Annotated in this window: 19 protein-coding genes and 2 tRNA genes; 7 read left to right on the forward strand and 14 right to left on the reverse strand. The window is 59.8% G+C overall.

Features of this window, described 5'->3' with window-relative positions; translation table 11 throughout:
- Positions 1-17: 17 nt before the first annotated feature.
- From pth to D8779_RS16845, 8 genes are all read right to left on the reverse strand, one after another.
- Positions 18-608: an aminoacyl-tRNA hydrolase gene (gene pth, locus D8779_RS16810; protein ID WP_136665631.1), complete on the reverse strand. Its 591-nt coding sequence runs from the start codon at positions 606-608 to the stop codon at positions 18-20.
- Positions 609-671: 63 nt separating this feature from the next.
- Positions 672-1,292, reverse strand: coding sequence for a 50S ribosomal protein L25/general stress protein Ctc (locus tag D8779_RS16815; RefSeq protein ID WP_136665632.1), 621 nt, complete (start codon positions 1,290-1,292; stop codon positions 672-674).
- A gap of 115 nt (positions 1,293-1,407) precedes the next feature.
- Entirely contained in the window at positions 1,408-2,349 is a 942-nt protein-coding gene (locus D8779_RS16820) for a ribose-phosphate pyrophosphokinase (RefSeq protein ID WP_090244757.1), read from the reverse strand.
- Between the two features lie 45 nt (positions 2,350-2,394).
- Positions 2,395-2,469: transfer RNA gene (locus D8779_RS16825), tRNA-Gln, on the reverse strand.
- A 50-nt stretch (positions 2,470-2,519) separates the two neighbouring features.
- Positions 2,520-2,594 (reverse strand) — tRNA-Gln (locus tag D8779_RS16830).
- Between the two features lie 40 nt (positions 2,595-2,634).
- A complete protein-coding gene (gene ispE / locus D8779_RS16835) occupies positions 2,635-3,510 on the reverse strand; it encodes a 4-(cytidine 5'-diphospho)-2-C-methyl-D-erythritol kinase (RefSeq protein WP_136665633.1) in 876 nt (291 codons plus the stop codon).
- On the reverse strand, positions 3,507-4,124 hold the full coding sequence (gene lolB / locus D8779_RS16840) for a lipoprotein insertase outer membrane protein LolB (protein ID WP_136665634.1): 618 nt from the start codon (positions 4,122-4,124) through the stop codon (positions 3,507-3,509). Before lolB ends, ispE begins: the two co-directional genes overlap by 4 nt.
- On the reverse strand, positions 4,124-5,854 hold the full coding sequence (locus D8779_RS16845; RefSeq protein WP_136665635.1) for a tetratricopeptide repeat protein: 1,731 nt from the start codon (positions 5,852-5,854) through the stop codon (positions 4,124-4,126). The genes lolB and D8779_RS16845 overlap by 1 nt, the downstream gene beginning before the upstream one ends.
- A 186-nt stretch (positions 5,855-6,040) precedes the next feature.
- On the opposite strand from D8779_RS16845, the gene hemA reads away from it, so the two are divergent.
- The 6 genes from hemA (at position 6,041) to D8779_RS16875 (ending at position 11,571) form a co-directional block, all read left to right on the forward strand.
- Entirely contained in the window at positions 6,041-7,336 is a 1,296-nt protein-coding gene (hemA, locus tag D8779_RS16850) for a glutamyl-tRNA reductase (protein ID WP_136665636.1), read from the forward strand.
- A 9-nt stretch (positions 7,337-7,345) separates the two neighbouring features.
- A complete protein-coding gene (prfA, locus tag D8779_RS16855) occupies positions 7,346-8,428 on the forward strand; it encodes a peptide chain release factor 1 (RefSeq protein ID WP_136665637.1) in 1,083 nt (360 codons plus the stop codon).
- A gap of 115 nt (positions 8,429-8,543) precedes the next feature.
- On the forward strand, positions 8,544-9,377 hold the full coding sequence (gene prmC / locus D8779_RS16860; RefSeq protein WP_136665638.1) for a peptide chain release factor N(5)-glutamine methyltransferase: 834 nt from the start codon (positions 8,544-8,546) through the stop codon (positions 9,375-9,377).
- A gap of 31 nt (positions 9,378-9,408) precedes the next feature.
- Positions 9,409-10,164 (forward strand): molybdopterin-synthase adenylyltransferase MoeB, encoded by a 756-nt coding sequence (locus D8779_RS16865; protein WP_136665863.1) that lies wholly within the window; start codon positions 9,409-9,411, stop codon positions 10,162-10,164.
- On the forward strand, positions 10,154-10,957 hold the full coding sequence (gene murI / locus D8779_RS16870) for a glutamate racemase (protein ID WP_136665639.1): 804 nt from the start codon (positions 10,154-10,156) through the stop codon (positions 10,955-10,957). Before D8779_RS16865 ends, murI begins: the two co-directional genes overlap by 11 nt.
- A gap of 98 nt (positions 10,958-11,055) precedes the next feature.
- Positions 11,056-11,571, forward strand: a complete 516-nt coding sequence (locus tag D8779_RS16875; protein WP_136665640.1) for an acyloxyacyl hydrolase — start codon at positions 11,056-11,058, stop codon at positions 11,569-11,571.
- Positions 11,572-11,611: 40 nt separating this feature from the next.
- Here the strand turns inward: D8779_RS16875 and rtcA are convergent, their stop codons facing one another.
- The 5 genes from rtcA to D8779_RS16900 form a co-directional block, all read right to left on the reverse strand.
- Positions 11,612-12,661, reverse strand: coding sequence for an RNA 3'-terminal phosphate cyclase (gene rtcA / locus D8779_RS16880; protein ID WP_136665641.1), 1,050 nt, complete (start codon positions 12,659-12,661; stop codon positions 11,612-11,614).
- A gap of 47 nt (positions 12,662-12,708) precedes the next feature.
- The gene (locus D8779_RS16885) at positions 12,709-13,509 is read right to left on the reverse strand and encodes a nucleotidyltransferase domain-containing protein (protein ID WP_136665642.1); all 801 of its coding nucleotides are present in this window, start codon (positions 13,507-13,509) and stop codon (positions 12,709-12,711) included.
- 25 nt (positions 13,510-13,534) lie between these two features.
- On the reverse strand, positions 13,535-14,917 hold the full coding sequence (locus D8779_RS16890; protein ID WP_136665643.1) for a HEAT repeat domain-containing protein: 1,383 nt from the start codon (positions 14,915-14,917) through the stop codon (positions 13,535-13,537).
- 12 nt (positions 14,918-14,929) lie between these two features.
- Positions 14,930-16,156 (reverse strand): RtcB family protein, encoded by a 1,227-nt coding sequence (locus D8779_RS16895; RefSeq protein WP_136665644.1) that lies wholly within the window; start codon positions 16,154-16,156, stop codon positions 14,930-14,932.
- Between the two features lie 665 nt (positions 16,157-16,821).
- Positions 16,822-18,372, reverse strand: a complete 1,551-nt coding sequence (locus D8779_RS16900; protein WP_136665645.1) for a vWA domain-containing protein — start codon at positions 18,370-18,372, stop codon at positions 16,822-16,824.
- A gap of 229 nt (positions 18,373-18,601) precedes the next feature.
- Between D8779_RS16900 and rtcR the strand changes: the two genes are divergently transcribed.
- Positions 18,602-20,212: an RNA repair transcriptional activator RtcR gene (gene rtcR, locus D8779_RS16905; protein WP_136665646.1), complete on the forward strand. Its 1,611-nt coding sequence runs from the start codon at positions 18,602-18,604 to the stop codon at positions 20,210-20,212.
- A 12-nt stretch (positions 20,213-20,224) separates the two neighbouring features.
- Here the strand turns inward: rtcR and D8779_RS16910 are convergent, their stop codons facing one another.
- On the reverse strand, positions 20,225-20,536 hold the full coding sequence (locus D8779_RS16910) for a YkgJ family cysteine cluster protein (RefSeq protein WP_136665647.1): 312 nt from the start codon (positions 20,534-20,536) through the stop codon (positions 20,225-20,227).
- Between the last annotated feature and the right edge of the window lie 29 nt (positions 20,537-20,565).

The raw sequence follows: 20,565 nt of genomic DNA on the forward strand, positions 1-20,565 counted from the left end.
CGAATGGCGGTAAAGAGTTAAGAGGTGGCTTTCTGGCTGTGCAGTTTGTGCATGGCTTTGCTCCAGTCGCCTGCGAGTATTTCTGGCAGGCTGCCTAGGGCGAAATCAATGCTGGTATCCAGCAGTTCCTGTTCGCTACGTGGGGCGCGGCCGAGGACGAAGTTGGAGACCATGCTGCTATGCCCGGGATGGCCAATGCCAAGCCGCAGGCGGTAAAAATTATTCTGATTGCCGAGCTGGGCGATGATGTCGCGCAGTCCGTTATGCCCGCCGTGCCCGCCACCCTGTTTGAGTTTGGCGACGCCGGGAGGCATGTCGAGTTCGTCGTGGGCCACCAGAATGGCTTCCGGTGCAATGCGGAAGAAATTCGCCAGTGCCGCTACGGCTTGGCCGCTGCGATTCATAAAGGTGGTGGGGATCAACAGACGAACATCGCGGCCTTGATGGCTGAATTTGCCAGTAAGGCCAAAATATTTTTTGTCCAGGCTCAGGTTGATGCGCTGGCTGTCAGCCAGGCGCTCAACAAAAAGGGCCCCTGCATTATGCCGGGTCTGGTCGTATTCAGGGCCAGGGTTACCCAGGCCAACGATCAGTTGTACGGCAGTCATGTTAGGAGCCCTTTCTGTGAAAAAGCCCAGCCATTGGCTGGGCTCTTTTCCGGCGATGCACGATTACTCGGCAGCGCTTTCACCTTCTGCGCTTTCTTCTTTAGCAACGCGCGAGGCGTGGATGTTAGCCACTGCCAGGTCGTTACCGTGAGCCAATGCAACCAGCTCAACGCCTTTTGGCAGTTTCAGGTCGGCCAAGTGAACGATCTGACCCACTTCAACGGCAGCCATGTCGACTTCGATGAATTCTGGCAGGTCTTTCGGCAGGCAAGAAACTTCTACTTCAGACAGGACGTGGGAAACTTCGCCACCTTGCTGCTTAACGCCAACCGAAGTTTCCTGGTTGAGGAAGTGCAGTGGGATAAGGGCGGTCAGCTTCTGGCCCGCCACAACGCGAACGAAGTCAGCGTGCAGCACAAAGCCTTTGGCTGGATGGCGCTGCAGAGCTTTGATCAGCACGCTTTCGTTGCTGCCGGCAACGTTCAGAGTCAGCACGTGGCTGTAGGCAGCTTCGTTTTCCAGCAGCTTGGCGAAATCTTTGGCCAGCAGGCTGATCGATTCCGGGGCTTTGTCGCCGCCGTAAATTACAGCAGGAACCATCGCAACGTTACGACGCAGGCGGCGGCTCGCACCTTTCCCCAGGTCAGAACGCGCTTCAGCATTCAGAGTAAATTCAACAGTCATTTTCACTTCTCCAAAATAACCAAACCGTCCGTTACGCTTGCGACCAGCGACGGGACGGTTGGTTGACATGCCGTGCCATTAGGGCAGGGCGTTTGTGCTCAGTGCGTATTCCGAATTAACGGAACATCGCGCTGATCGATTCTTCATTACTGATGCGGCGAACTGCCTCAGCAACTACCGGGGCGATGTCCAGCTGGCGAATACGCGAGCAGGATTGCGCGGCGGCAGACAGCGGGATGGTGTTGGTCACCACCAGCTCGTCGAGTACAGATTTCTCAATGTTTTCGATCGCGCGGCCCGACAGTACGGCGTGCGTGGCGTAGGCGAAGACTTTTGAGGCGCCGTGCTCTTTCAGTGCTTTGGCTGCGTGGCACAGGGTGCCGGCGGTATCCACCATGTCATCGACCAGGATGCAGGTACGGCCTTCCACGTCACCGATGATGTGCATCACTTCGGAGTGGTTGGCTTTCTCGCGGCGCTTGTCGATGATCGCCAGGTCAACACCCAGTGACTTGGCCACGGCACGCGCACGCACCACGCCGCCAATATCTGGGGAGACGATCATCATGTTTTCGAAGCGTTGGTCTTCGATATCGTCCACCAAAACTGGGGAGCCGTAGATGTTATCTACTGGGATATCGAAGAAGCCCTGGATCTGATCCGCGTGCAGGTCGACGGTAAGTACCCGGTCGATGCCTACAACGGTGAGCATGTCGGCCACAACTTTGGCGCTGATGGCCACGCGAGCGGAGCGCGGACGGCGATCCTGGCGGGCATAGCCAAAGTAGGGGATGACTGCAGTAATTCGGGTCGCTGAGGAGCGGCGGAAGGCATCGGCCATCACTACCAGTTCCATCAGGTTGTCATTGGTTGGCGCGCACGTCGGTTGAATCAGGAAGACGTCTTTACCGCGGACGTTTTCGTTGATTTCAATCATGATTTCGCCGTCGGAAAATTTACCGACAGAAGCATCACCGAGGGGAATGTGCAGCTGACGTACGATACGTCGCGCCAGATCGGGGTTAGCGTTCCCCGTAAAAACCATCATCTTGGACACGCGCAGTACCTGCCGGCTGAGGGTATACCTGGATGAGTACAGAAATGGCAGGGGCGGCTGGATTCGAACCAACGCATGCCAGGATCAAAACCTGGTGCCTTACCGCTTGGCGACGCCCCTGTATCTGTGTAACCGAATGCTCTGAGTTATATCTCCGCTCCAGGACGGAATGGCAGGGGCGGCTGGATTCGAACCAACGCATGCCAGGATCAAAACCTGGTGCCTTACCGCTTGGCGACGCCCCTACATATAACCCGATATTGCTTTACAACTAACAGCACGCATTCACTTCTCGACCAATTTTTCTAGCTTGCGGTGCAACATCGAGATGTTACGGCCTTGGGCAATAAAACTTGGCAAAGTGGCTGGAAGTTGGCGGGCGACTTTATCAGCATCGTCCTGGTTTGGGAAGCTCCCAAACACACAAGCTCCAGTGCCGGTTAATCTAGTCGGAACAAATTTGTTCAACAAGATCAAAGCGTTACGAACTTCTGAGTAACGCTTCTGGACCACCGGCTGGCAGTCATTACGACCACCCCCCTCAAGAAGGCTGCGAACTTTAATGGGCGGCGTATCCCGTGTCAACTCAGGGTCGGAGAAAATTTCCGCTGTGCTGACAAGCACTTGCGGAATCGCCACGAGAAACCACGGTTCGCTCAGGGTCACCGGTTGCAGTTTTTCCCCGACGCCCTCGGCAAAGGCCGCGTGGCCGCGCACGAATACCGGCACATCTGCACCCAGGCTCAGGCCCAGGGTAGCGAGCTGATCTTCGCTGCAGTCGAGGTGCCACAGGTGCTTAAGGCCGAGCAGGGTGGTGGCGGCATCCGAGCTGCCGCCACCGATGCCGCCGCCCATAGGCAAGCGCTTGTCCAGCCAGATGTCGGCGCCCAGTGTGCATCCGGCATGCATTTGCAACAGACGCGCAGCGCGCACGATTAGGTTGCTGTCGTGAGGCACACCTTCGATGGGGGTATGTAAGCGAATCTGGCCGTCGGTGCGCAGAGCAAAACCTAGCTCATCGGCAAAATCGAGAAACTGAAACAGCGTTTGCAGTTCGTGATAACCGTCGGCGCGGCGGCCTAGGATGTGCAACATTAGGTTGAGTTTGGCCGGTGCCGGCAGAATTAGCTCGGCAGCGGCGGGTATTGCTGGGTTGCTCATTGGCCAAGCTGGCGCGGTTGCCAGTCCTTGATCACTAAGGTGACTTGCAAGTCAAAACCGCTGAGCTTGATGCGTTCAGGCAGCCAGAAGCCATTCTGTTCGCTGTAGCTGAGGAACTCGACATGCCAGCCGTCTTGGTTCAGCTGCGCCAAGTGGCTCTGGCTGTCGAGGTTTAGGCGGCTTTTGCTGTCAGGGGAGGGCAAGCCGCGAATCCACCAGAACAGGTGCGACACGGGTAGGTTCAAGCCCAGCTGCTCGCGTAGCAGTTGCTCTGGTGATTCGGCCTGGTAGCGCCCTTGGTTGGCCACTTCCAGTTGGATATCTCCAGAGCGGCCGGTCAGCCGAGCTGCGCCGCGACCCAGTGGGCCAGACAAGCGGATGTCGAAGTAATCTTGGCGTTGCAGCCAAAACAGGGTGCCGCTGCCGGAGTTTTTTGGCGCGCGGATACCTACTTTGCCGTTGATCTGCCAGGCATCCAGGCTGCTAATTTGCTGTTTATGGGCTTGCCAGCTTTGCGCATTGCCCTGGCCTTCGAGGGCTTCGCGAGAGGTCAGGCCGGCGCAGCCTGCTAGTAATGTGATCAGGCTGAAAATCAGCAGGTGGCGCGCAAACATCAAAGTTTCTCTGCTCCGGTCAGGCGCAACAGTGTGCTGCGCAGTATGTCGCTATCAGGTTGTTGCTTTAGAGCGTCGCGCCAGAGTGCGCGGGCTTCCTTTTGCTTGCCTTGCGCCCACAGCACTTCGCCCAAGTGGGCGGCCACTTCGTGATCGGGAAACTCTTGCATGGCCTGACGCAACAGGCGTTCGGCTTCATCCAGGTTGCCCATGCGGTAATTCACCCAGCCGAGGCTGTCGAGAATGGCTGGATCCTGCGGGTTGAGCTGGTGCGCCTGCTCAATCAGTTGTTTGGCTTCGGCGTAGCGCGTGGTGCGATCTGCCAGGGTGTAGCCCAGGGCGTTGAGGGCCATGGCGTTGTCTGGCTCGCGCTCGAGAATAAAGCGTAAGTCTTGCTCCAGTAGCGGCAGATCATCGCGCTTTTCCGCCAGCATGGCGCGGGTATAGAGCAGGTTGAGGTCATCTGGGAACTGCTCCAGAGCCTGTTGGATGAGCTGCCAGGCGCGCTCGGTGTCCTGCTGCTTGGACCAGGCTTCGGCCTCGATCAGGTAAAGCTGGATGGCGTAGTCGGGCTGGCTTTCGCGGGCCTGACGCAAGCGATTGGATGCTTCGCGGCCGCGTTGCTGCTTGAACAGAAGGTCGCTTTGTCGCGCCTGTGCTGGCAGGTAGTCGTTGCCGGGGCCGACCAGGGCGTACTCGATCAGAGCGCTGGGGATGTCGTCCAGCTCTTCATACGCGCGGCCCAGGTTGTAGTGTGCGGCATCGCTGTGACTGTCGCGCTCGACCAGCTCTTCCAGGTAAATGATCGCTTCTTTCCAGGCTTTTGCTTCCAGGCAGACCAAAGCCAAGGAAAAGCGCAAATCATCGTCGTTGGGGTATTGCTGCAGCAGTGAGGCAAATTCGCCTTTGGCATCATCCAGGCGATTCTCGGCGACCAACAAACGCGCATATGTCAGGCGCAAGCGTTTGTCTTCTGGGTGCTTTTCGATGCCGCTCTCAAGTAGTGGGAGGGCTTTATCATTGCGCTCTAGGCTTTGTAGTAGGCGTGCGTGCAGCAGAATTGAAGCAACGGGGCGGTCTTTGCTGGGTTGTTGCTCCAGCAGCTCCAGTGCTTCCTGCGGGCGGCCATCTTGTTGCAGTAACAGGGCTTTACCAAACTGCAGCTGGCTGTTCTCTGGGTATTTCGCCTGCAAGCGATCAAAGCTTTGCAGCAGACCGGCGCGGGTGTCCGGGTCGGTTTCGGCAGCAGACAGGGCGAGGAAGTCGAAATGGGTGTCGCCCTGGCGCTGTAGGACCTGCTCCATAAACGCCATGGACTCGTCGTAGCGGCCAGCACGCGCCAGCTGCACGGCGGCAGCCCGCTGGGCGTCGATGTTGTCAGGGGCGTTTTTGGCCCACAGCAGGCTGGTTTCCAGTGCGGGCTGTTCGGCCCCTAAGTATTCAGCAATGCGAAAGCCGCGCTCGGCAACACCAGCGTCTTGGGTCGCTTCGGCCTGGACGGCATAGTTTTCCAGGGCAATGTCGAAGCGGTTGCGTTGGCCTGCCAGTTCAGCGATCAACAACGACAACAGGGTCTCTTGGCTGAACGCGCGGTAGACCTGTGGTTGTGCCTCTGGGGTGACGACAGCGGGGTCTTCCACGGGTGGCGTGCCATCCGGGGCAGAGGAAGTAAACGTCTGGCAACCGCTCAATAAGACAGCAGCAGTCAGTAAAACGAAGGATCTATTCATAGGAAGAGTATGTGGCCAACCTGCGGTTTGGGCATCATGACACAAGCATTGTGGCAAGCCCATGGGCTGCCATGATCCTTAATGGCACGGATAAGTCTGGCTATTAGGACAATAGGCAGCAGTGGTTGTTCTCGCTTTGCCGAAGTAGGACAATCGCCGGCTCCCACTCCCTGTCAGCGATCGTGCATGGCCTTTATTGCCCTCGGTATCAACCATAAGACCGCCTCGGTGGATGTGCGCGAACGCGTGGCTTTTATCCCGGAGCAGTTGGTTGAGGCGTTGCAGCAGCTGTGCCAGCGCACCAGCAGTCGTGAGGCGGCGATTCTCTCAACCTGCAACCGCAGTGAGTTGTACCTTGAACAGGATGAGTTAAACGCCGATGAAGTGTTGGCCTGGTTGGCCCATTATCACCAGTTGAGCCTCGATGAGCTGCGTGCCTGCGCCTATATCCATGCGGATGACGAGGCGGTGCGGCACATGATGCGTGTGGCGTCCGGGTTGGATTCCATGGTGCTGGGCGAGCCGCAAATTCTCGGCCAGATGAAGTCGGCCTTTGCCGTGGCGCGCGAGGCAGGCACCTTGGGGCCGCTGCTCGGGCGTCTATTTCAAGCCACGTTTAGCACCGCAAAAACCGTGCGCACCGATACCGCGATTGGTGAGAACCCGGTTTCCGTGGCCTTTGCTGCCGTTAGCCTGGCCAAGCAGATATTCGCGGACCTAAACCGCAGCCAAGCACTGCTGATTGGCGCAGGTGAGACCATTAGCTTGGTCGCCCGCCATCTGCATGATCAGGGCATCAAGCGCATCGTGGTGGCCAACCGTACACTGGAGCGCGCCAGCAGCCTGGCTGAACAATTTGGTGCCCATGCGGTGCTGCTGTCGGAGATTCCTGGCGAGCTGGTCAACAGCGACATTGTTATCAGTTCTACTGCCAGTCAGCTGCCGATTCTCGGTAAGGGCGCGGTGGAGCGGGCGCTGAAGCAGCGCAAGCACAAACCGATTTTTATGGTCGACATCGCCGTGCCGCGTGATATTGAGCCGGAAGTGGGCGAACTGGATGACGTTTACCTGTACACCGTCGATGACCTGCATGAGGTCATCGCCGAGAACCTCAAGAGCCGCCAGGGTGCGGCTCAGGCCGCCGAAGAGTTGGTTAGCGTCGGTGCCCAGGACTTTATGCAGCGCCTGCGCGAACTGGCCGCTGTCGATGTGCTCAAGGCTTATCGTCAGCAGGCCGAGCGCTTGCGCGATGAGGAGCTAAACAAGGCTTTGCGCCTGCTCAGCAACGGCAGCGCGGCTGAGGATGTGTTGGCGCTGCTGGCCCGCGGCCTGACTAACAAGCTGTTGCATGCGCCCAGCGTGCAGTTGAAAAAATTCTCTGCTGACGGCCGCGTTGATGCGCTGGGCGTCGCTCAAGAACTGTTTGCCCTCGACGAGGGCGCGTCGCCTGCTGCGGCCCATACTGGCCCGGCCAATCATTAAAGGTCTGCAATGAAAGCGTCACTGATCAATAAACTCGACCTGTTGCAGGATCGCTTCGAAGAGCTGATGGCGTTGCTTAGCGATGGCGAAGTGATCAGCAATCAGGCTCAGTTTCGCGCTTATTCCAAGGAATATGCCGAAATTGAGCCGGTTTATCAGGCGTTCAGTGCTTTTCGTAAGGTCCAGTCTGATCTTGAAGGCGCTCAGGCGCTGCTCAAGGACAGCGACCCGGATATGCGTGAGATGGCCGAAGAAGAAGTTGCCGAGGCCAAAGAACAGCTAATCGAACTGGAAGCCAGTCTGCAGCGCATGCTGCTGCCCAAAGACCCGAATGACGGGCGCAACGTGTTCCTCGAAGTGCGCGCCGGTACCGGTGGCGACGAGGCGGCGATCTTCTCTGGCGACCTCTTTCGCATGTACTCGCGCTATGCCGAGAAGCAGGGCTGGCGGATTGAAGTGCTCTCGGCCAGCGAGGGTGAGCACGGCGGTTATAAAGAAGTGATTGCCCGGGTTGAGGGCGATAACGTTTACGGCAAACTCAAGTTTGAGTCTGGCGCACACCGTGTACAGCGTGTGCCGGAAACCGAGTCCCAAGGTCGTGTTCATACCTCGGCCTGTACCGTTGCCGTGCTGCCTGAACCGGATGAGCAGATGGCCATCGACATTAACCCGGCTGATTTGCGGGTAGACACCTACCGCTCCTCAGGCGCGGGTGGGCAGCACGTTAACACCACCGACTCTGCTGTGCGGATTACCCACATTCCCACCGGCACCGTGGTGGAGTGCCAGGACGAACGCTCGCAGCATAAGAACCGCGCCAAGGCCATGGCCTGGCTGGCGGCCAAGTTGAAGGACCAGCAAGAGGCGGCCGCGCACAAGGAAATTTCCGATTCGCGCAAGCTGCTGGTGGGCTCCGGTGACCGTTCCGAGCGCATCCGCACCTATAACTTCCCGCAAGGCCGGGTCACCGATCACCGCATCAACCTGACCCTGTATTCGCTGAACGAAGTGATTGCCGGCGGCGTTGAGGCGATTATCGAGCCGCTGCTGGTCGAGTACCAGGCCGATCAGCTGGCTGCCTTGAGCGATTAACCCCGATATTTGGGTAGGGTGGATGACGCTTTTTCATCCACCAGAGGTTCCCATGGTGGATCGATAGAGCGCGAGCTGCGCGCCCCGATCCACCCTACGTGAGATAGCCGCCCCAATGCCTAGCATCGAATCCCTGTTGAGCAACGCCGAACTACCTGGCTCGCCAACCCCGCGCCTGGATGCCGAGTTGCTGCTCGCCCACGCCCTGGGCAAGCCGCGCAGTTATCTGCACACCTGGCCGGAGCGTGCGCTCGATGCGGCGCAGCTTGAGTGTTATCAGGCGGCAATGGTGCGGCGTCAGGCGGGGGAGCCGGTGGCTTATATCCTCGGTCAGCAGGGCTTCTGGAGCCTGGAGTTGGAGGTTGCGGCGCACACCCTGATTCCGCGGCCCGATACAGAACTGTTGGTTGAGACTGTTCTGGCGCTGCTGCCGGCCACACTGGCGCAGGTGCTTGATCTGGGCACTGGTACCGGTGCGATTGCTTTGGCGCTGGCCAGTGAACGCCCGGCCTGGCGGCTAACCGGGGTAGACCGAGTAGCGGAGGCGGTGGCGCTGGCCGAGCGCAACCGCACACGGCTTAAATTGAGCAACTCGGCTTTTGTTGAAAGCCATTGGTTTAGTGCCTTGGCCGGCCAGCGCTTTCAGCTGATTGTCAGTAATCCGCCGTATATCGCCGCCGATGATCGTCATCTGGCTGAGGGTGATGTGCGTTTTGAACCAAGCAGCGCGCTGGTCGCCGGGGCGGACGGGCTGGATGATATCCGCCTGATTATCCAACAGGCACCGGGCTATCTTGAAGCAGGTGGCTGGTTGCTGCTGGAGCATGGTTTCGATCAGGCGGCGGCGGTGCGCGAGCTGCTCAGCGCACGTGGTTTTAGCGTGGTGGAAAGCCGACGTGACCTGGGCGGCCACGAACGCATCAGTCTGGGACGTTTCGATAATGAGTGACGCCAAGAGTAGTGCCATGAATTCCCAGGACATGCTGACGGATGAGGAACTGCTGCGTTACAGCCGGCAGATCCTCCTGCAACAGATCGATATCGACGGCCAACTGCGCCTGAAAAACAGCCGTGCGTTGATCATCGGCCTAGGTGGCTTGGGCTCCCCGGTGGCGCTGTATCTGGCGGCGGCCGGGGTAGGTGAATTGCACCTGGCGGACTTCGATACGGTCGATTTGACCAACCTGCAACGGCAGATCGTGCATGACACCCAAAGCATTGGCCTGAGCAAGGTCGATTCGGCGAGCAAACGCCTGCTGGCGATCAATCCGCAGTTGTGCGTGCACGTCCATCGTCAGGGATTGGACAGCGATTCGCTGGCCGCTGCCGTGGCTGCTGTGGATCTGGTATTGGATTGCTCGGATAATTTCAGCACCCGCGAGGCGGTCAATGCTGCTTGTGTGGCGGCCAAAGTGCCGCTGGTCAGCGGCGCGGCGATCCGCTTGGAAGGTCAGCTGTCAGTGTTCGACCTGCGTCGCGATGACAGCCCTTGTTACCACTGTATTTATGGTCATGGCAGCGAAGCCGAGCTGACGTGCAGCGAAGCCGGTGTGGTCGGCCCGCTGGTGGGCATGGTCGGCAGTTTGCAGGCGCTGGAAGCCTTGAAGTTGCTGGCGCAGTTTGGTGAGCCGCTGGTGGGGCGTTTGCTGCTGATCGATGCCCTCGGCAGCCGCTTCCGTGAGTTACGAGTCAAGCGTGATCCCGGTTGCAGTGTCTGTGGCAGCCATGCCCCGTAACGCATGCAGAGGCGCGCCGATTGGCGTGTTCGACTCAGGTGTCGGCGGGCTGTCGGTGCTGCGCGAAATTCGCACGCTGTTGCCCAGTGAGTCGCTGCTGTATATAGCCGACAGCGGGCATGTGCCCTACGGCGAAAAGAGTCCGGAGTTTATCCGTGAGCGTTGCCGGGTACTGGCTGAGTTTCTACTCGCCCAGGGCGCCAAGGCGCTGGTGCTGGCCTGTAATACCGCCACCGTGGCCGGGGTTGCCGAACTGCGCGAGCGTTATCCGCAGTTACCGCTGGTGGGCATGGAGCCGGCGGTAAAGCCGGCGGCGGCCGCGACAACGAGTGGCGTAGTCGGTGTGCTGGCCACCACGGGCACGCTGAAAAGCGCCAAGTTCGCCGCCTTACTCGACCGTTTCGCCAGCGATGTACGGGTGATTACCCAGCCTTGTCCAGGGCTGGTGGAGCAGATCGAAGCCGGCGAGCTGGACAGTGCGGCAACCCGTGAGTTGCTACAAGGCTTTGTTGCACCGTTACTGGCCGAAGGCTGCGATACGCTGATTCTCGGCTGCACCCATTACCCCTTTATCAAACCGCTGCTGCGCAGCTTGGTGCCCGACTCGATCAGCCTGATCGACACCGGGCCTGCAGTGGCGCGCCAGGTTCAGCGTCTGCTGGCAGACCATGATCTGCTCGCTAATGGCACGGCACAACCGACGCAGTTCTGGTCCAGTGGCGAGCCGCAAGCGCTGCAGCAAGTATTGCCCTTGCTCTGGGGTGACGCAGCTCACGTGCGGGCACTGTCGTAGTACGCTAGTACCTTTAGTGCTTCCCCCAGGCAGCGGTTTTTCGGTACTCTTTTGCCGCGACTACGCGCATTTTTATTGGGTGAAGAAGGACAATTGCCATGAGAAAAATTGTGAGTTTGGTTGCGTTTGCAGCCCTGGCTTGCGGGTCTGTCAGTACTGTGCAGGCAATGGATATGACTGTTGCCATCGGGCAAACCGGTGACTCAACCATGACCTATCGCCTGGGCACCCAGTTTGATTTCAACCAAAGCTGGTTTGCCAGTGATGTGGGACGCCTGAGCGGTTACTGGGATGCGGCTTACACCTATTGGGATGGCGACAAAACCGCCAGTAACCACAGCCTTTCGTTCAGCCCTGTATTCGTTTACGAATTTGCCGGCGAACGTTTTAAACCCTATGTCGAGGCCGGTATTGGTATTGCAGCATTCTCCAGCACTGAGCTTGAGAGCAACGACTTGGGCTCGTCCTTCCAGTTTGAGGATCGCCTCGGTTTCGGCGTGCGGTTTGCTGATCAGGAAGTCGGCGTGCGTGCCATGCACTACTCCAATGCCGGGATCAAAAAGCCCAACGATGGGGTTGAGAGCTATTCCCTGCATTACCGCCTGAGCTTCTAGCGGTTTGGACTGTTAAAAAGCCGGATTGTCATCCGGCCTTTTATTGCTCTGTCAGTTGGTTGTGAGGGGCAGTCAGAAAACTGACTCTTACCTGCTCCGGTGCCAAGGTTTCGCAACGGATACGCACCGGCATAAAGGCTTCGATCACTTGGATATTGCTCTCCAGATGCGCGGTGCGCCGCGGCGTGGTGAAGCTGCCTCCGCCGGCCAAGACCATGGGCAGCAACAGTTGATCGGCCAGGTGTTCGGCTACTGCGGTCTCGCCGCCTAGCCAATCGCGGGCCTGTTTCGCCACCTGATCGGCAACGTTCTCGGCGCGTAGTCGCGGCTGACCGAAGGCTGCGAACAGCTCGCTGACATGTTCGCAGCGTACTTCCAGCAGCAACGCGTTACCCGGGCCATGTTCTTGCGGCAGGTGGACGACATGCAGCGCCTCTTCCGGCAGTTTCAGGCGCTTGGCCAAACGCTCCAATTCCCTTGCGCCGACATGTCCAGGCACGCCGGCCAGCAGGCACCGCGCCTGCTGGTCGAGCACCGCGCCGCGCTCCTCCAGATACAGCGGTTGCAGTTGGCCGGGTTGCACATGCAACTCCAACTGGCCGCCGCCGGCCGGTGCGAAGCCATGGCGCAGCAGTGTCAACTCCAGCTGTGCGCCCATGCGTCGTAACAGCGGTAGCCAGGCTTGCTGGAGAAAATCGCTCGGAGGCGCGGCTGGATTGTGGGTGCCGCCGCTGATTCGCAGGCGGCTGTTGTCGGGCGCGCGCAGCAAAGCCGGCAGCAGCGTCTGCAGCACCAGGGTGCAGCTACCGGCAGTGCCGATGCTGAAGCTGTAGTTGCCGGCCTCGATGGCGCCAGGGCGGAAACTCAGGTTCATCGAACCGAGCTGCGCTCCTTCGACGTCAGCGCCGCAAACCTCGGCCGCCGCCAGCACTGCGGTTAGATGCTGACGCAATAAACCCGGCCGGCTGCGTTGGGCGCGAATATTGACGATCCGAAACGGCCGCCCGCTGACCATCGACAGGCTTAGTGCGCTGCGCAATACCTGACCGCCGCCGATGGCACCGTCCAGTTCGAGGAAATCCTTTTGCATAGTTCTGACTCAAATAATGGGGCGCAGAGACGCCCGTATTTCAATTGTTACGAATAGCGCAGCACCGTCTCGCACAGATAACGGTCGAGATCGGCCGTATCGCCGCCCGCTTTGGGCAGTGCCGGCTGCGCTTCGGCTTGCTGCAACGCCTGCTCGATAAAAGCGTGGATCGCTTCACGGCGTGGACCATAGGCCGACTCCACTACCTGGCGCTTGAGCGTCAGCAGGGCATCGATTTCCGCCAGCAGGGTAGGATCACGTACGGTGGCGTCGAGCAGTGCGGCGAAGGTCATTGGTGGGCGACCCAGGCCTTGGTCGATCCAGCGTACGGCCAGCAACGGGCGCAGCACATAGAGGTATTTCTTGAAGCGCACCTGCTCGTCCTGGAGGTAGCCGCGAAAGTTCTTCTTGGCCATCGATAGATAGTGGTGCCGTGCGGCGGTCGGGCAGTAGAACTGCTCGGCCAGCTCGCGCAACTGCTCGGCAGCACCCGACTCGCTGCGATAAACCAGCGGCGAGTCCAGCCACTCCAGTAGCGTGGGGTTGGATTTGCGCAGCAGGTGCAGAGTCTTGCGCAGCTCCCAGCCGCCTATATCCAACTCGTCGCTCAGCGGCCGCTCGATTACATCGCGCGGTGCGTCTACGCGCAGGTACCAGGGCTGGCGCTGCACATAGACGAAGCGCACATCGTAGTCGCTATCCGGCGAGGCAAAACCCCAGGCGCGGCTGCCCGACTCGCAGGCGTAGAGCACGGTGACCTCGTGCTGCGCTTCTATTGCTTTCAGCTCGCGCAATACCCACTCACGCATTTCTGCTGAGAGCGGGTGGCGTTGTTGATGCAGGTCCATCGGTTTTGTTCCTTGTTACCAGTCTTCAATTTATCCAGTATTGAGGATCGCAATGCTCCAGCTTTCCTGCTGCCATTAGCGTCAACAAATGGGTGCTCAGCAGGGCCTGCTGCTCAGCCGTGGCCCTTAATGCATAGGCTCGCCGCCGGCGCTTGTGCCATATATTCAGTGCCGCCAGCAGTCCTTCTCGCTGCCCCTCGTCCTCCGCTATTTCCAGTGCCTGCAGCAAATGCTGCAGATGGATCCAGAGCGGTGTCAGCGCGGCCAAGGTAACAAGCTTGCGACTTTCCCCCTGGCGTAGTGAGCTGACTATGGCTGCCGACAATTGCTCATCGCCCGTGCGTATGGGCTGGCGTTTCAATAGCCGGCTGGCTGCGCGCACTACCTGGGTGGATGGGTTATCCAGAGCGCTCAGCAGGGTCGCCAACACATCATCAGGGGCTATCGCCGCGATGGCTTCCAATGCTCTGCTACGCACCACGGGCGCCGTGTGCAACAAGGCAATCTGCAGAGTCGGCAGTGCCCGCGTTTCAACCAGATCCTTGGCTAGACCGATAAGTCCGAGCCAGCCGTTCTTGTCCGTAGGTTGTTCGGCCAGTCCAAGCATCAGCACGTCTGAGCTGTTTATCTGATAGCGAGGCGCCGCCCAGCAGGCTAGGCAGCGAACCGCAGGGGCGGGGTCGAGCAAACCCAGGCGCAGCAAGTTCTGTATCTGTGGCAGTTGCTCGTCCTGCGCCAGCCATTCGCGTAACGCTGTTACCCTGATTTGCGCACTTGGGCTTGCAAAGCCCAGGCGCAAAAGCACTCTGGCCTCTGCCTGGGGTAGGCGTCTGCTGGCCGTCAACGCCATGCGCCGTACGTCTGTATCGGCGTGCTTCATGGCTATTTGCAGCGTTGTCGGCAGCGCGCCTGCTTCGCTCTTCAGAAGTAGCTCGAAAAGAAAGCGTGCCCCTTTGCCTCGGCGACCGTTCAGTGCCTCTATAAGCGCGGCGTGTAATTCTGGTCGAGACAGCACTTCAGCCATTTGCTGCAGGATGGCGTCAGGATTGCAGCGGCCCTTGCCGGCTAGTGCCAGCAAGGGCTCCAAGGCGTAAAGCAGCGCGTCAGCCTGATTGGGATGCAGGTATTGCTGCACACCGCGCTCGGCCAACTGCCGTACTTGCGCTACCCAGTCGTTGAGTCGCTCGACCAGTGCGAGCAAAGCCTGCGGACTTGGCGTATCGCATAGCACGCGTACGGCAACCTCGCGTACAAAGCCGTTACTGTTGCGGCTGAGCTGCAGCCAATCGCTTTGCTCGTCGCAATCTGCAAGCACATTCAGCGCATCCTGTTGCCAGTAGTGCGTACTACTCAGCGGGTGCTGAGGCTGACGGCGTAGGCGCTCCAGCCATTCCTTCAGGTGTTTCATTGTCCTGTCCTTTTATCCTTTAACGCACACCACCTGACGCAGGGTGTGGACTACTTCCACCAGCTCGCGCTGGGCGTGCATGACTTTTTCGATGTCCTTGTAGGCCATGGTGATCTCGTCGATTACGTCGAGGTCCTTGCGGCATTCCACGTGGGCGGTGGCGCGGATCTGGTCGTCCAGGCTGAACTGTTTTTTCGCCTGGGTACGACTCATTACTCGCCCCGCGCCGTGGCTGCAGGAGCTGAACGCCTCTTCGTTACCCAGGCCGCGCACGATAAAACTCTGCGCGCCCATGGAGCCGGGGATGATGCCCAGTTCGCCCTTCTGCGCCGAGACCGCGCCCTTGCGGGTGATCAGTACGTCTTCGCCAAAGTGGCGTTCCTTCTGCACATAGTTGTGGTGGCAGTTCACCGCTTGCAGGTTGGCCTCGAAAGGCTTGCCGATTACCTGGCGCGCTGCGGCTATCACCGCCTGCATCATCAGTTCGCGGTTCTGCCGGGCGAAATCCTGGGCCCAGCCCACAGCCTCCACATAGTCCTGGTAGTGCTGGCTGCCTTCTTCGAAGTAGGCCAGATCCTTGTCCGGCAGGTTGGCGACGTGCTGGCGCATATCGGCCTTGGCCAGTTCGATATACAGGCTGCCGATGGCGTTCCCCACGCCGCGCGAACCGCTGTGCAACATAAACCAGACGCGCTGCGCCTCGTCCAGGCAGACCTCGATAAAGTGGTTACCGGTACCCAGGGTTCCCAGGTGTTTGCGGTTGTTGGTCTTCTCCAGCCGCGGCTGCTTATCGGTGATCAGCTTGAAGCGCCCAGCCAGGTTGGCCCAGGCCTGGTCGGTGGTATCGGGCACATTCTCCCAGGCACCTTTATCGCGGCCGCTGCGGGTATTGGTACGACCATGGGGTACGGCGCGTTCGATGGCATCGCGCAGCCCGCTAAGGTTGTCCGGTAGGTCGCTAGCAGTCAGCGAGGTGCGCGCGGCCATCATGCCGCAGCCGATATCCACGCCCACCGCTGCTGGGATCACCGCGCCCTGGGTGGGGATCACGCTGCCGATGGTCGACCCCTTACCCAAATGCACGTCTGGCATCACCGCCAGGTGCTTGAAGATAAACGGCAGCTTGGCGGTGTTGATCAGCTGTTGCTGCGCTTCGGCCTCCACCGGCACGCCCTGGGTCCAGAGCTTGATCGGCTTGCCGTTGGCGACTTCCAGCAGGTTGTAGGTCTTGCTTTGCATTGTCATTCACTCGTATTCGGGCTGGCCGTGCCAGCGTGCTCTCATTGCGGCGACAATCCTTGGTGAAACATGCGCAGTGCTCTATCCGCTGAGCTACAGCCTTGCGGCTGGCGGGAGTTGAACCCGCGACCTTTGCGTTCTGTAGTTCCACCGGCATTCGCCGGGTCAATCAAAAAAGGGGGGAGGCCAGGCCTCCGTGCAGCGACGAGTTGATGGGCACATTTGCTCTACCAGCTGAGCTACCCGTTAACGGGGCGGGGCTCGAACCCGCGACACAATGTAGTACCCAAGGCATTCGCTGCCTGAAAAAGATGCGACGACAAGGTGTGGTGAAACGTATTTTCGTGTTCTGCCATTGAACTACGGCCCCCCAATGATGGAGCCGACGGGACTCGAACCCGCATCTCGACCGTGGAAGGGTGTAGTTCCACCGGCATTCGTCGCAAAACCGTTGAATCAGGTGGCACGACAAGGGAAGTGACTGTTCCGTGTTGCCACGGGCCGATATCGAAACCGGCATAACCTGTACAGCCACTGGCATTCGTGCCTTCGCGCGTATTCGACAAGGGCGTGGTGATACGTCTTGGATGTAGTCCCACCGGTATTCGAATACGCTCGAAATCGTTAATTTATGTGCGCTCGTCCCTTATTGGCCGAGCGCGTTCTCATAGCTCCATCTTCTCGATGGCGTCGACCCAGTGGCCGGCGCCGAAGGTGCCGCTGGCGAACTGTGCCAGCACATCGAACACTGCGTCGCTGAAACCGCCGACATTCAGGATGTCTGCACGATCCGCTGCCTGCGTGGTGCCGTAGGGTTGCAGGTCAATGCAGATCAGCCGCGCTTGCGGGTTGAACTGCTTGATCCGCTCCCACTGGCGCAGGGTTTCCGTGGCGCCATGGCGGCGGGCGTCGATCCAGGATTCGTTGTCGGAAACCAGGATCAGCGTATCCACTTTGGCCCCGGTATCCGCCAGTTGCTTTAGCGGGGCGGAGCAGCTGGTTCCGCCGCCACCGATTGCCGCCAGCTTCTGTGCGTTACTCATCACGCTGTCACGTGGGTTGAGCGACACTTTAACCACCTTGTTCTCGAACGGCAGCACCTGGGCCTGCGGTTGTTTGCGCAGGATCGCCGCCGCCACCAGTGCGGCCACATCGATGCAGCGCACCGCTGTGGTCGCACCCTGGCGGTAACCGGTCACCGGGCTCGACATCGAGCCGGACACGTCCGGGCACACCACCACCTTGCCGCTCAGCGCTGGCACGTTGACCAGCGATAGCTCCAGGGCATCCTGCAGCGCTTCACGCACTACCAGCGGTACACCATCCCCGGTCATCCTGTAGGCGGCCAGCAACTGGTATGGGTACACCCGCGCCTTGGCCACTGCCGCGCTATCGGCCAGACGCTTCGCCACCATTTCGGCACAACCCTCCACCGCGAATGCGCCGTGGCGCACCAGTGTGTTGAGATTCATGCGCAGAGCCTGCCAACTCATCCGTCCCGCCAGCTCGGCCCATTGCGCCGCGCTCAGCGTCTCGTTGCCGAGCAGCTGGAACGGCACCTCAGGCAGCTCGCTGTTTGCACCGCTGCGAAACGCCAGCAGTGCGCGGGTCAGCGCCGGCAGGGCCGCAGCATCCGCTGGTTTGCCGATCAGCCAGGCGAAAAAGGCTTCGCGCCAGGCGTCGGCCGGCTTGGGGTGAACCATCTTCACTACGTCCGCCAGCGACGGCTGGTTGCCGATGGCGGCTTGCAGCAGCTGGCGTTCGCTGGCGCTGTTCAGCCATGTCTGCACCAGACGCTTGGGCTGCGAGCCAAGGGACTTTCGCCCGGTCACGCCGCTACGCAGGATCTGCACGAAGGTGCGCAGCATCTTGCCGTTATCCACCACCTGCTCGAACAGCGCCGGCATCAAGCTCGAACGCTGCGCGGCCAGGGCTGCCAATAACAAGGCCGGCATGTCTTTCATATGGCCTTTCTTGCGGGCATAAAGCGCGGCCTTGGCCACGTAGCGAGCGTCTAGCTCGGCTACCAGCTTCAGCACTTCGGCCAGTTGGGTTTCAGCGTCGGCGTAGAAGGTCTGATTCAGGCAGCCGGTTACTGCCAGCTGGGCCAGCTTGTGCTTGGGCTGGTAGGCGTAGGCTGGTGCCTGCTGGTTGTTCAGCGCATCGCTGGTTGGTAGCTGGGCTTCCCTGGTGTTGAACAATTTGATGTTGGCCATCGTGGCATCTCGCTCTGTTTGTCCGTGCTTGCCAGGACTATTGCAGTGGCTGTGCCATGGTTGTGATAAATATGAATTTTATTTTTAAACTGTTGATTTATAAGAAAATTATTTTAATTATGATTGTTTTATGTTGGCGCGATAAGGAGCTGTAATTCAATTTTATTATCTTTATAGATTGGAAATTATCTTTAAAGATAAGATGATTTTTTATTTTTGGGGATTGAGCATGACTCGCAAGCGCACCGTTGCCATCGGCTTTGTTGGAGCGACCCTGGATCGGGTCGGCAAGGGCGCCAATCGCTGGAGCAAATGGCGGCCCAGCGTCGGCCTGTGCCAGCAGCAGGACCTACTGGTTGACCGTCTCGAACTGATCCATAGCCCCCGCGACGTAGGGTTGGCTGGGCGCATACGTGACGATATCGCCGCGGTTTCGCCGGAAACCGAGGTGTGTTTGCATGCCATGGTCCTGCACGACCCCTGGGATTTTCAGGAGGTCTACGGCGTCCTGCATGAGTTCGTCAGCAGCTACGCCTTCGATACCGAGCGTGAGGATTACCTGGTGCATATCACCACCGGCACCCACGTCGCGCAGATCTGCTGGTTTTTGCTGACCGAGGCACGCTACTTGCCGGCGCGGTTGGCGCAGACCTCGCCGGGGCGGCGCGCGGAGGAAACCACCCACAGCGGCACCTGCACCCTGATCGACCTCGACCTGTCGCGCTACGACAGCATCGCCACGCGCTTTCGCCGCGAGCAGCAGGAAACCCTGGCGTTCCTCAAATCCGGCATCGCCACGCGCAACCCGGCGTTCAACCGCAGCATCGAGCAGATCGAACGGGTGGCGGTGCGCTCGCGGGCGCCCATGCTGCTGGTCGGGCCGACGGGCTCGGGCAAGTCGTTTCTGGCCCGGCGCATCTATGAGCTCAAGCGCGCCCGGCACCTGTTGCAGGGCCGTTTCGTCGAGGTCAACTGCGCCACCCTGCGCGGCGACGGCGCCATGTCCGCGCTGTTCGGCCACAGCAAGGGCGCCTTTACCGGAGCGCAAAATGCGCGCGAAGGGCTGTTGCGCTCGGCCGATGGCGGCATGCTGTTTCTCGACGAGATCGGCGAATTGGGGCCGGACGAGCAGGCCATGTTGCTCAAGGCCATTGAGGAGAAACGCTTCTTTCCCTTGGGCAGCGACAAGGAGGTGGAGAGCGACTTTCTGCTGATCGCCGGCACCCACCGCGACTTGCGCGAGCGGGTGCAGCAGGGCCTGTTTCGCGAGGACCTGTTCGCCCGCATCAACCTCTGGACCTTCGAGCTGCCGGGCCTGGCCGGGCGCCGGGAGGATATTGAACCGAACCTGGAGTTCGAGTTGGAGCGCTATGCCCGCGAGCAGGGCCGCCAGGTACGCTTCAATTTGCAGGCGCGGCAGCGTTACCTGGCTTTCGCCAGCAGTAGGGAAGCGGCCTGGAGCGGCAACTTCCGCGAGCTGTCGGCCTCGATCACCCGTATGGCCACCCTGGCCGACAGTGGGCGGATCGACGAGGCCCAGGTTGAAGATGAAATCCTGCGCCTGCAAAGTGCCTGGAGCGGTAAAGGACTGGTCAAGACAGGCATGCAACAAGAGCTGGAGCGCCTGCTTGGCGAGCGTTGGCAGACCCTGGATCTGTTCGATCAGCTGCAGTTGCCGGGGGTGGTGGCAATCTGTCGCGAGGCTGCCAGCCTGTCGGATGCAGGCCGCCGGTTATTCGCCCAATCGCGTCAGGGCAAAAGCCAGCCCAACGATGCGGATCGGCTACGCAAATACTTGACGCGTTTTGGGTTGGATTGGCAGATGGTGCGGGCGTTGTAACAGCAATACCGCTTAGCGGTAAATGCTCGACATGCCCTTGCGCTCTTCCAGGCACTCAGGGGACGCGGTCTCGAATTCGCGGCAAATCAGCGGGCGCACTTCGTAGATGGTGCAGCGCATCGTGTTGCGGTCCAGCGCGGCGCACCAGCCGTCATCCAGGCGCAGCATGACTTCGCCGCCCCAGTCATCGGTGTCGATATAGCGACGCGGCACACCGGTGTCGGTAATCAGCATGACTTCCAGCTGGCAGCAGCACGCCGCACAGTTGGAGCAACTGACGGCTTCTGGGGTGTGCAGCTGGATGTGGGGAATGCTCTCGCTCATGCCGCGCAGTGTACGCCATGGGCGTCGCT

Source organism: Pseudomonas leptonychotis (genome assembly GCF_004920405.1).
Lineage (GTDB): Bacteria > Pseudomonadota > Gammaproteobacteria > Pseudomonadales > Pseudomonadaceae > Aquipseudomonas > Aquipseudomonas leptonychotis.